This is a genomic window from Microbacterium sp. NPDC058062 (genome assembly GCF_042885375.1).
GTDB lineage: Bacteria > Actinomycetota > Actinomycetes > Actinomycetales > Microbacteriaceae > Microbacterium > Microbacterium trichothecenolyticum_C.
In genome coordinates this window covers 963174-974478 of record NZ_JBHVSC010000001.1, presented here as the reverse complement: position 1 = coordinate 974478, position 11305 = coordinate 963174, and the positions used below count along the sequence as shown (strand labels likewise).

Below are 11305 nucleotides of genomic sequence, written 5' to 3'. Positions count from 1 at the left end.
TCGGCCAGGTCGGCCCACGCTCGTGGGCTCAGGTGCAGAATCGCACTCCGCGCACCCCGCCACAAGATCGACCGGGCTCGTCAGCCCGCCCAGGCCTCCTCGATGGCGATGTCGCGTCCGAGCACCCTCGACGCCGCGCGGTGGCCGGAGAGCATCGCCGCGGGCACCGTCGCCGGGTCGTCGGTCCACGTCGCCTCGCCGGCGAGGTGGAGCACGCCGCCGATCGGCGTCGCGAGATCGTCGTGGTCGGCCGTCGTCGACCCGACCGTCATGTAGGCGTACGATCCGTGCGACCACGGGTCGTCCTGCCAGTCCGTGACGTGCACGTATGTCGGCGTCACGACACGGTCGCCGTACAGGCGCCGCAGTTGCACGAGGATCGACTCGACGATCTCGTCCTCGGTCCAGTCCCACGTCTCGACCGCCGCCGGCCCGGCCGCGAAGGTCAGCAGCGTCGGCGTGCCGTCGAGCGCGGTGAGGTCGTACCACGAGTGCCACCACCGGCTCTCGGGGCCCTGCTGGCGGATCGCGTAGACGCCGTCGTCCCAGAACTTCGCCGGGAACCGCAGGAACACCTTCTCGAACGCGTTCATCGTGAGCCTGCTCAGCGCGCCCGCGACCGGCTCGGGCAACGGCGGCTCGATCACGAAGTCGTCGGACTGCAGCACGCCGACCGGCACGGTGACGATCGCGGTGTCGGCGGAGAACAGCCCGTGGTCGGTCGTGACGAGGACTCCCTCGGAAGACCACTGCACGTCGGACACGACATGGATGAGACGGATGTCGAGACCCTCGGCCAGCCGCCGCGGAAGGCGATCGTACCCGTCGGGGAACACGACCTCGTCGCCGTCGATGGAGTCGTCGTCGAGCCCGTGGGCGGCGAGGTCCTCGATCCAGGCGCCGTACTGCTCCTCGGAGCGGTGCTCGAGATACTCGCGCACGCGCTGCGTGCGCTCCGTGTCCCATCCCTGGGCGGCGAGCGCGGCGTCGGTCACGCCGCGGTACGACGCGTCGGGAGCGGAGGTCGCGACCACCTCGCGCAGCGTGGCGTCGACGGCGTGGATGTCGTCGATGTACGCCCGGGTCGCAGCATCCGTCAATCGCTTCCCGTCGGGTCCGTAGTACGCGATGGGGCGGCTGTCGGGCTGATAGCCGCCGACGGTGAACTCGACGGTGCGCATGCCGAACGCCTGCGCCGCCGCGGCGACGGGGGAGTCGGTGATGCCGTGGATCCACGAGGCGCCCATGTCGGTGACCGTGCCCGGGAAGTGGCGGTCGGTCGAGACGCGGCCGCCCACGCGGTCGCGGGCCTCGAGCACGACGACACGGCGCCCCGCCCTGCCCAGGAGGCGTGCGGCGGTGAGACCCGCCACTCCGGCGCCCACCACGATCGTGTCGAAATGATCCATCTGCGATCCTCCCCGGCCGGCGCATCACCGCGCCCTACGACGCTAGCGGCATACGGGTGACGGCAGAGCCACCGCCGCCGCCTCAGAGCTTGTAGCCGATGGCGCGCAGCAGGTCGCGGCGGTCGGCCACGTCCTGCTCGGTCTCGACGCCGACGGGCGGCTGGCCGTCGATGACGCCCGCGACGCCGCGGCCGGCGTCGGTCACGGCGACGAGCATCTGCACCGGGTTGGCGGTCGCGCAGTAGATGGAGCAGACCTCGGGGACGGCCTTCACCTGGTTGAGCACGTTCACCGGGAAGCCCTCGCGCAGCATGATCACGAACGCGTGGCCCGCGCCGATCGCCAGCGCGGCGTCGACGGCGAGCGCGACGAGATCATCGTCGTTGCCCGTGCGGCGCACGAGCCGCGCACCGGATGCCTCGCAGAACGCGACTCCGAACCGCAGCGTTCCGCCCACCCCGGCAAGCGCTTCGTGCAGGTCTTCGACGGTCTTGATGAAGTGCGACTGGCCCACGATGACGTTCACGTCGTCCGGCTTGACGAGTGGGACGACCTCGATGTCGACGGTCATGGGAACCTCCTCCGACAGCGCCAGCCTAGACTCCTGGCCTTCGCGCCGCGCGGGGGTCTGTTCGCCCTATTCCGCCCGGGTGGTGAGCAGCAGCCGGCAGTGGTGCGCGGTCACGAAGGGCTCCAGGCGCTCGAGTTCGAGCGGGCCGTCGGTGTGGAGGAGCACGTCCTGCACGAGGCGCGCGTGCACGCCGCACACCAGGGCGCGGTCCTCGTCGATCATGTCGTGGTACCGGCACGGCGCGAGGTCGAACGACAGCGTCTTCTCGTCGACGGCCGGGTCGAGCCCGGCGTCGTCGAGGTGCTCATACAGCACGTCGAGCTGCCGCGCCGCGTCGGCGGGAAGCTCCGGAGCCTCGCTGCCGGTCACGGCACGCAGCATCCGTCCTCTCGTCTCGGCGCCCTCGACGCGTGCGCTCGCCGCGTCGCTCGAGGCCGACTCGCGCACGGGGTGGAACACCACCGGAGGACGCCCGCGGACGCCGACCTGGATCGTCTCGCTGCGGATGAGCCCCTCGTCTTCGAGGACGCGCAGATGGTCGCGGACGGTGTTCAGCGGGATGCCGGACTCCGAGGCGAGCTCGCCGGCGCGGCGTCCGGGCACGCGCTGAATGGCCTGCAGCAGCTGCAGGCGGCGGGGCTGCGTAAGTCCGCGGAAGTCGTGCGCGCGGCGGGGCATGGTCCCAGGGTAGGCGGGCCGTCTCCGCCCGCGCTGAGAGGTCGACCGGATAAAACCGGTGGAACCCGCGGCACCCGGCGCGAGGACGGAGGAAGGTCGAGGGCATCGCGTCCGGTCCGAGAAAGGAACCCCATGCAGCTCTCACCGGAGTCCGAAGCCGTCGTCCGCGCCACCGCAGGTGTCGTCGCCCAGCACGCCGAGGAGATCACGAAGGTCTTCTACCCGGCGATGTTCGCCGCCCACCCCGAACTCCTCCGCGTCTTCAACCGCGCGAACCAGGCGGTGGGGGAGCAGCCGAAGGCACTCGCCGCGTCGGTCGTCGCCTTCGCGGTGCAGCTCATCGACCCGAACGCCCCCGACTTCACCCCGGTGATGCGCCGGATCGCCCACAAGCACGTCTCGCTCGGCATCCAGGCGCGGTCGTATCTCGTCGTCGGACACCACCTCCTGGGTGCTGTCGGAACGGTGCTCGGCGATGCCGTGACCCCCGAGGTGAAGTCCGCGTGGGACGAGGTCTACTGGCTGTTCGCGACGTCGCTGATCGCCGAGGAGGCGAAGCTGTACGCCGAGGGCGGCACCGACCCCGAGCAGCCGTGGCGCCCGTACCGGGTGGTCGAGCGGTTCGAGGAGTCCGACGACGTCTTCTCGCTCCTGCTCGCGCCGGTCGCCGGTGAGGTTCCGTCGCACCACACCGGGCAGTACGTCGCGATCGCCGTCGATCTGCCCGACGGCTCGCGCCAGCCGCGCCAGTACACGATCTCGTCGGGACCCCGCGGCGACTCGCTCCGCGTGACGATCAAGCGCGTGCGCGGGGTCGGCGACACCCCCGACGGCCAGGTGTCGACGTGGCTCTTCGAGAACGCGAAGCCCGGCACGGTGCTCGATGTGTCGCAGCCGGCGGGCGATGTGGTGCTCGACGAGTCCGACCAGCCCCTGGTGCTCGTGTCGGCCGGCATCGGCATCACGCCGGTCGCCGCGATCCTCGAAGACCTCTCCCGTCGCCAGCCCCAGCGCACCGTGCGCCTCTTCCACGCCGACCGTGCGCACGACACGCACGCGCTGTACTCGTCGCTGCGCCGCCAGGTGCTCGCGATGGACGACGCGAAGGCGCAGAACTGGTACGAGACGGATGCTGCGACCGCCCCCACGCTCCACCCGGCGCGTGAGGGGTTCATGGACCTCGCCGACGTCGAGCTGCCCGACGGTGCGACGGTGTTCATGTGCGGCCCGCTGCCGTTCATGCGCATCTCCCGCGCGACGCTGATCGCCCGCGGCATCCCGAGCGAGCGCATCCACTACGAGGTCTTCGGCCCGGATCTCTGGGCGCAGAACCCCGAGGGCGCCGCCGCCTGACCGGCAGGGGCGCCTACCGTCCGTTCGGCCTCGGTGAGACCATGAACCATGGCGACCGAGGCCGACGGGGGCGGTGCGGAGAGCGACGCGGTGCTCGCGCGCCGGCTGCAGATCCTTGCGACCGAGCACTGGGGTCTGCTCGCGGCGCGCAGCGCCGCGCAGAGCGAGGTGCTCACGCGCATCACGATCTACCTCACGCTCGTCTCCGCCGGGCTCGTCACGATCGGCCTCCTCGGGCAGGCGACGCGGTTCGGGTCGTGGTTCACGGTGGCGGCGCTCGGAATCCTCGGCTTCCTCACCGTCGTCGGCCTGCTCACCCTCATGCGCGTCCTCAGCGTCTCGGAGGAGGACATGATGTTCGTCGTCGCGATGAACCGCATCCGCGGCGCGTACGCCGAGGTCGATCCCACCGCGGCGGCGGCGTTCCTCGCCTCGACGCACGATGACGAGCTCGGCATGAGAGTGACGTACTCGTTCCTCCGCCACCGCGGCGCGTTCGAGCAGGTGCTCGCGTCATCCGCGATCCTGACCATCCTCGTGACGGCATCGGTCGCCGGCATGTTCGCCGGTGGGCTGTGCGCCGCGGCCGGGGTGCCGATCCCGGGAGCGGTGACGGTGGGCATCCTCGTGGGTCTCGCGATCGCCGCCGGCGCCGTTTGGTACGCGGGCTACCGCTTCACCTCGGCGTGGAAGTCGTACACGCCGCTCCGGCCGAGCGAAGGACCGCCGCCGCACTGGGTTCGGCCGCGACGAGTCACGTGAGAGTGTGGGCGCATGTCCCCGCACCACGCTTCGGCGCCCCTCGTGATCCGGCAGGAGGAGCGGGCGGATGCCGCCACCGACCTCGAGCGGTCGGTCGAGCTTCTGCGGGCCGTCGCCGACGGCACGATCGCTCAACATCGGGTCGTGCGGGTGTACGCGCCGGTGCCGACGGTCGCGATGAGCCGACGCGAAAGCCGGCTGCCCGGATTCGAGGTCGCCCGGGCCGCCGCGGTCGAGCGCGGCTTCGCTCCGGCAATCCGCCCTACCGGCGGGCGCGCCGTCGCCTACGACGAGAGCTGCATCGTGTTCGACGTCGTCGCGCGCGAGGCCGAAGGTTCGATCGACCAGGCGCGGTTCTTCCGCGAGGTGGGCGACGCGCTCGCCGCGTCGCTGCGCGGGCTCGGCGTCGATGCCCGGGTCGGCGACGTGCCGGGGGAGTACTGCCCCGGCGAGTTCAGCCTCAATGCGCGCGGCGCGGTCAAGCTCATCGGCACGTCCCAGCGTGCCGTGCGCGGCGCACGACTTCTCAGCGGGATGCTGCCGCTCGGGGCGGTCGATCGGTTCACAGACGTCCTGCTCGCGGTGAACGCCGCTCTCGAGCTCGACTGGGACCCGGCCACCTTCGGCACTCTGGCCACCGAGGTCGCGCGCATGCCGCGGGCCATGGTCGAGGACGCCCTGATCACCGCGCTCGCCGGCGGGTAAAGCGCGGGTTCACCCGGTGATCGAGCCCAGGGGCTGCGGGATGCCGCCGCCGGCGGGCCGGAGGGTGCGGGCGTAGTCCTCCTTGAGCACCGCCAGGTGGAACCACGCCTCGACGCCCGAGACGCCGGGGATCGCGCGGATCCGCTCGAGACTCGCGTACAGCGCGCCGGCCGACGGCTCGACGAGCGTCGTCACCACGTCGAAGCGGCCGAGGGTGCGCGCGGCGAAGTCCACGCCCCGCCACGTGCGCAGCGCCTCGGTCACGCGATCGTCGGCGTCGGCCAGGTTGAGGCCGACGCCCATCGACAGCTGGCGGTGCACGAGCCCGCGCGCCTCGACGGCGCTGATCTTGATGACGCCGCCGTCGACGAGCCGCTGCACGCGGGTCGTGACGGCCGAGGGGGAGAGGCGCACGGCCTCGCCGAGCGCGCGGTAGCTCTGGCGTCCGTCGCGCTGCAGCTGCTCGATGAGGGCGGTGTCGATCGCGTCGATGGTGACGTCGCCGTGGTACTCCGACACGAAGAACCCCTTGACCACGTCGGTGTAGATGAGGGTGTTGATGTCGGCGACGCCGGGGAGCGCCCGGATCTGGGCGAGCAGGTCGTGCAGCGCCGGCATCGACCCGAGTCGTACCTCGGTGACGAGGTCGTACGCGCCGCCCACGGCCGAGACCAGCACAGTCTCGCTCAGACCTCGCAGATGCTGCGCCACCGGCTCGACCCCGCCCTGCGTGCGGATCGACACGTGGGCGAGCACGTGCTGCCCGAGGAACACCGGGTCGACCGCCGCGACGACGCGCACCGTGCCGTCGGCGAGCATCGCGTTCAGCCGCGTCGAGACGGCGGAGCGCGACTGGCCGAGGCGGCCTGCCAGCGTGTGGATGCTGGCCCGGCCGTCGACCTGCAGCTCGCGGATGAGCTCGGCGTCGAAATCCATCGCGATCCTCGAATTCGTCGATTTCCCCGAGAACGCACGGTCGCGCGTACAGAAGACGAGTCTAGAACCACTCGTACAGGACGCGACACGTGGTTCTGCGCAGCCCATCGAACAGAACCCCAGTCGAATGCGCCCAGCGCTGGAGTTCTGCCCTTGCCAGCGGCATCCGTTCGTCCCTAACGTTCATCGCATCCCCGATACATCCGCAAAGGAGCGGTCATGACTTCCACCACCAGCAGGGCGCGGCGCGCCGGCATCGCCGCGTTCGTGGGAACCACCATCGAGTGGTACGACTTCTACGTCTACGCGACCGCCGCCGCGCTCGTGTTCGGGCCGCTCTTCTTCCCGAGCGGCGACCCGCTCGCCGAGACTGCCGCGGCGTTCGCGACGTTCGCCGTGGCCTTCCTCGTGCGTCCGCTCGGCGGCATCATCTTCGGCCACATCGGCGACAAGCTCGGGCGTCGCGTCTCGCTCGTGATCACGCTCCTGCTGATGGGCGTCTCGACCGTGCTGGTCGGCTGCCTCCCCACGTACGAGGCGATCGGCATCGTGGCTCCGATCCTGCTCATCCTGCTGCGCGCCCTGCAGGGCCTCGCGGTCGGCGGCGAGTGGGGCGGCGCCGTGCTCATGAGCGTCGAGCACGCGCCGGCCGGCAAGAAGACCTTCTACGGCGGCTTCACGCAGCTGGGCAACCCGGCCGGTGCGCTGCTGGCCTCGGGCATCTTCGCGATCATGTCGCGCTTCGGCGACGACTTCATCATGAACGGCGGCTGGCGCATCCCGTTCCTGCTCTCGATCGTGCTGGTCGCCGTCGGCTTCTGGGTGCGGTACCGCGTCGAGGAGTCCCCGGTCTTCGAGCAGAAGATCGAGGGCCGCAAGCAGACCATGCCGCTCGCGTTCGCACTCCGCGTCAACTGGAAGCCGATCCTCCTCGGCATCGGCCTGCTGCCGATCTCGACCGGCGGCTACTACCTGGCCACCACCTTCGCGACCTCCTACGCGACCGGCGAGCCCATCAGCATGAGCCCGCAGCTCATCCTCGACGCCATGACGATCGCCTCGTTCATCGAGTTCGTCGTGACGCTGCCGGTCGCGTGGCTCGGCGACAAGTGGGGCCGCAAGAACATCATGTACATCGGCCTGGTGACCTCGGTGCTCACGTTCGTGCCGTTCATGCTGGTGCTCCCCGGCAAGGTCGAGCCCGTCATCTTCCTGCTCGCGTCGCTCGTGCGCATCGCGATGAGCGCCACCTACGCGCCCATCGCCGCGATCCTCGCGCAGATGTTCCGCCCGCAGGCGCGCTACACGTCGATCGCGCTGTCGTACGGCGTCGGAGCGGCGATCTGGGCCGGCTTCTCGCCCTGGTTCGCGACCATGCTCATCGCGTGGACGGGCAGCGTCTGGTCGGTCATCTTCATGTTCATCGGCATGGCCCTGCTCGCCGGCCTCTGCACCTGGCTCGCACCGCAGCACTCCGACGAGGCGCCCGTGACGGACTCGTTCACGCCGCGCACCGACACGACAGCCGCACGCACGATCTGAGGAGATCCGCCGCCATGAGAAAGCTCGCCCCCTTCGACCGCCCCGCGCAGCAGACCGCGCGCCTGGTGATCGCCGGCGCCATCCACACCGTCGACGCCCAGGGCAGCACCGCCACCGCGATGCTGACCGACCGCGGCCGCATCGTCGCGATCGGCACGACAGCGGAGTGCCGGGATGCTGCGGCCGCCCTTCGCCTGGACCCCGAGGTCGTCGACCTCGGCGACGCGGTCGTCGTGCCGGGCTTCGTCGATGCGCACGCCCACCCGCTCATGTACGGCCAGCTCATGACGTGGGTGGAGTGCGGTCCCGAGAAGGCCGCGAGCATCCCCGAGATCGTCGCGCTCCTGAAGGCCGCGGCGGCCGAGCTGCCCGAGGGCCGCCCGGTGCGGGGCTATGGCTACGAGCACCGCAATCTCGCCGAGCAGCGGCATCCGTCCCGATTCGAACTCGACGCGGTCGCGACCGACCGCGAGGTGTACCTCATGAACGCGTCGGGGCACGGCGGCGTCGTGAACTCGTACACGTTCGAGCTCAATGGCGTCGACCGTGACACCCCGAACCCCGAGGGCGGCGAGATCTTCCGTGACGCGGACGGCGAGCTGACCGGCGAGATCTCGGATGCCGCGTGCAACATGCTCACCGGCGTGCACGGAGTGAAGATCGGCCACCATGGTCCGAACTTCCACCTCGCCGACGAGCCGGAGGAGCACCTTCGGCAGCTGGATGTCGCGACGCAGCGCTTCCTCGCCGGGGGAGTGACGACGATCGGCGACGCGCAGGTGTCGCGCCGCGAGTTCGACATGTATCTCCGGCTCGCCGAGGCCGGTCGCCTGGAGCTCAGGGTCTCGATGTACCTGCTGTCGCACCTGCTCGACGAGGCGCTCGAGATGGGCCTCGTCGGTCAGTTCGGCAACGCGCACCTGAGCTTCGCCGGGATCAAGCTCTACGCCGACGGCACGCTCGGCGGCTGGACGGCGTACTTCCCCGACGGCTACGTGGGCGACCCGTGCCGCACCGGCCAGCTGTACCACGAGCCCGCCGAGTACACGGCGCTCATCCGCAAGGCGCACGCGGCAGGACTCCAGACCGCGACCCACGCGCAGTCGCCGACGGCGATCGAGATGGTGGTGTCGGCGATCGAGGCGGCGCTCGCCGAGCACCCCGACGACGATGCCCGCCACCGCATCGAGCACTGCGGGCTCCCGACGCCCGAGCAGATCCAGCGCATGGCGGCAGCCGGCATCCGTCCCGTCAACCAGACCCAGCACTACTTCAACTGGGGTGAGGGCGTCGAGCAGGCCATCGGCACGCCGGGGGAGCGGTTCAACCCGCTGGGCGAGTTCGAAGCGGCGGGGGTGCCGTTCACGATCTCGTCCGACGCACCGGTGGCCGAGCCCATCCCACTCGAGGCGATCCAGACCGCCGTCACCCGCGTGACGCGCCGTGGGCACAAGCTCGGTCCCGACAACCTGCGGGTGTCGGCGGATGCCGCGCTGCGCGCGCACACGTACGAGGGCGCCGTCTCGCTCGGCCGCGAGGACGACCTCGGTTCGCTCGAGGCCGGCAAGTACGCCGACTTCGCGGTGCTCGGGGCCGACCCGCTGGCGGTCGACGCGAGCGAGATCTCGCAGATCCCGGTGCTCGAGACGTGGGTCGCGGGCGAGCGCCGGTACGCGATGGCCCGCGTCGAGGCGCTGACGTGACCGCCGACGCCGCCGGGCAGTACGCCGACACCACTGGGCGCGCCGTGCTCGAGACCGTCCGCAACTACGGGGTGACCGCCGTGTTCGGCATCCCCGGCACCCACAACCTCGAGCTCTACCGGCCGCTCGCCGACCTCGGCCTGCGTGCGGTGACCAACCGCCACGAGCAGGGCTCGGGCTACGGCGCCGACGGCTGGGCGCAGCAGACCGGGCTGCCCGGCGTCGTCATCACGACCTCGGGGCCGGGCCTGCAGAACGCGATGAGCGCGATCGGCACGGCATTCTGCGAGTCGCGGCCGCTCCTGGTGATCTCGCCCGGCGTGGCGCTCGGGGCCGAGTTCCGCGACGTCGGCACGCTCCACGAGACGAAGGACGCGACCGCGATGGTCGGCGCGATCGCCGAGTGGTCGCGGCGCGTGACCAGCGCGACGGATGCCGTCGACGCCGTGCACGACGCGTTCGCGCTGTTCCGCACCGGCCGGCCGCGTCCGGTGCACATCGAGATCCCGCTCGACGTGCTGGAGGCTCCGGCCGACGTGCCGGCAGCAGCTCGTCAAGCTCGCCCGGCTCCCGCGCCGGTTCGCGGCGACACGGCCGCCGTGCGTGACGCCGTGTCGCTGCTGACGGATGCTGCCCGCCCGGTGATCGTCGCCGGCGGCGGGGCCACGCGCGCCGGCCGTGCGATCACGGCGCTCGCCGAGCGCCTCGGCGCCCCGGTCGTCACGACCCTCAACGGCAAGGCCACCGTCGACGAGCACCACCCGCTGTCGCTGGGCTCGAACCTGCGGCTCGAGGCCGCCCGCCGGGTCGCCGAGGACGCGGACGTCCTGCTCGTGCTCGGCTCGAAGCTCGGCGAGGCCGAGCTGTGGGCGCCGCGCCTCGAGGCGCGCGGCGCGGTGATCCGCGTCGACATCTCGGCCGCGCAGCTGCACAAGAACCTCGACGCGTCCGTCGGCATCGTGGGGGACTGCACCGCCGTGGTCGAGAGCCTGTTCGTCGCTCTTCCCGACAGCCCTCGCGCTCCCCGTGACGTGACCGCCGACCGGGAGGCGATCGCGGCCGAGACCGCCGCGATCCTCCCTGAGACGGTGGCGCTCGCCGAGACCATCGCCGCGGCGCTGCCGCACGACGCCATCGTCGCCGGCGACTCGTCGCAGGTCGTCTACATGGCCCTCGCCAACGTGCTGCGCCGGTCGTGCCCCCACTCCCTCCTGTACACCCCGACCTACGCGACGCTCGGCTACGGCCTTCCGGCGGCGATCGGCGCGCGCGTCGCCCAGCCCGCCGAGGGCGGCCGGCCTGTCGTCGCCGTGGTCGGCGACGGCGCGCTCATGTTCTGCGTCAACGAGCTGGTGACCGCGGTCGAGCAGCGCCTCGACCTCACCGTCGTGTGCGTCGACAACGGCGGATACGCCGAGATCAAGCAGAACGAGGTGGACCGCGGCATCCGTCCCGTCGGCGTCGATCTCGTGCAGCCCGACTGGGTCGCCCTCGCGAACGCGTTCGGGGCGACGGGCCGGCGCGCGTCTAACCCCGATGACATCAGGTCGGCGATCACCGAGGCGATCGCCGCCGGCGGCGTGCAGCTCGTCCACATTCCGCAGAACGGCGGGGCGCAGCATCCGTCGACCGAATCTTGAACCTCG

Annotated in this window: 10 protein-coding genes; 6 read left to right on the top strand and 4 right to left on the bottom strand. The window is 71.3% G+C overall.

What is annotated here, in order from left to right:
* Nucleotides 1-80: 80 nt before the first annotated feature.
* The 3 genes from ACFVSU_RS04450 to ACFVSU_RS04440 all read right to left on the bottom strand — a co-directional run bounded on the left by ACFVSU_RS04450 (nucleotide 81) and on the right by ACFVSU_RS04440 (nucleotide 2658).
* On the bottom strand, nucleotides 81-1409 hold the full coding sequence (locus tag ACFVSU_RS04450) for a flavin monoamine oxidase family protein (RefSeq protein ID WP_387138545.1): 1329 nt from the start codon (nucleotides 1407-1409) through the stop codon (nucleotides 81-83).
* 82 nt (nucleotides 1410-1491) lie between these two features.
* The gene (locus tag ACFVSU_RS04445; protein WP_310290155.1) at nucleotides 1492-1980 is read right to left on the bottom strand and encodes an adenosine-specific kinase; all 489 of its coding nucleotides are present in this window, start codon (nucleotides 1978-1980) and stop codon (nucleotides 1492-1494) included.
* Nucleotides 1981-2046: 66 nt separating this feature from the next.
* A complete protein-coding gene (locus ACFVSU_RS04440; RefSeq protein WP_387138541.1) occupies nucleotides 2047-2658 on the bottom strand; it encodes a helix-turn-helix domain-containing protein in 612 nt (203 codons plus the stop codon).
* A gap of 132 nt (nucleotides 2659-2790) precedes the next feature.
* On the opposite strand from ACFVSU_RS04440, the gene ACFVSU_RS04435 reads away from it, so the two are divergent.
* Genes ACFVSU_RS04435 through ACFVSU_RS04425 form a run of 3 tightly spaced genes read left to right on the top strand, consistent with a single transcriptional unit; the run spans nucleotide 2791 to nucleotide 5478 of the window.
* Complete coding sequence (locus tag ACFVSU_RS04435) at nucleotides 2791-4011, top strand: globin domain-containing protein (protein WP_387138538.1); 1221 nt, start codon at nucleotides 2791-2793, stop codon at nucleotides 4009-4011.
* A gap of 48 nt (nucleotides 4012-4059) precedes the next feature.
* Nucleotides 4060-4773: a hypothetical protein gene (locus ACFVSU_RS04430; protein WP_387138535.1), complete on the top strand. Its 714-nt coding sequence runs from the start codon at nucleotides 4060-4062 to the stop codon at nucleotides 4771-4773.
* Between the two features lie 12 nt (nucleotides 4774-4785).
* Nucleotides 4786-5478 (top strand): biotin/lipoate A/B protein ligase family protein, encoded by a 693-nt coding sequence (locus ACFVSU_RS04425; protein ID WP_387138532.1) that lies wholly within the window; start codon nucleotides 4786-4788, stop codon nucleotides 5476-5478.
* Nucleotides 5479-5487: 9 nt separating this feature from the next.
* Here the strand turns inward: ACFVSU_RS04425 and ACFVSU_RS04420 are convergent, their stop codons facing one another.
* Nucleotides 5488-6414, bottom strand: coding sequence for an Lrp/AsnC family transcriptional regulator (locus ACFVSU_RS04420; RefSeq protein ID WP_387138529.1), 927 nt, complete (start codon nucleotides 6412-6414; stop codon nucleotides 5488-5490).
* Nucleotides 6415-6633: 219 nt separating this feature from the next.
* Between ACFVSU_RS04420 and ACFVSU_RS04415 the strand changes: the two genes are divergently transcribed.
* The 3 genes from ACFVSU_RS04415 to ACFVSU_RS04405 are packed head-to-tail and all read left to right on the top strand — an operon-like array spanning nucleotide 6634 to nucleotide 11299.
* The gene (locus ACFVSU_RS04415; RefSeq protein WP_387138526.1) at nucleotides 6634-7956 is read left to right on the top strand and encodes an MFS transporter; all 1323 of its coding nucleotides are present in this window, start codon (nucleotides 6634-6636) and stop codon (nucleotides 7954-7956) included.
* A 14-nt stretch (nucleotides 7957-7970) separates the two neighbouring features.
* Nucleotides 7971-9659, top strand: a complete 1689-nt coding sequence (locus ACFVSU_RS04410; RefSeq protein WP_387138523.1) for an amidohydrolase — start codon at nucleotides 7971-7973, stop codon at nucleotides 9657-9659.
* Nucleotides 9656-11299: a thiamine pyrophosphate-binding protein gene (locus tag ACFVSU_RS04405; RefSeq protein WP_387138520.1), complete on the top strand. Its 1644-nt coding sequence runs from the start codon at nucleotides 9656-9658 to the stop codon at nucleotides 11297-11299. Before ACFVSU_RS04410 ends, ACFVSU_RS04405 begins: the two co-directional genes overlap by 4 nt.
* The last annotated feature ends 6 nt before the right edge of the window (nucleotides 11300-11305 follow it).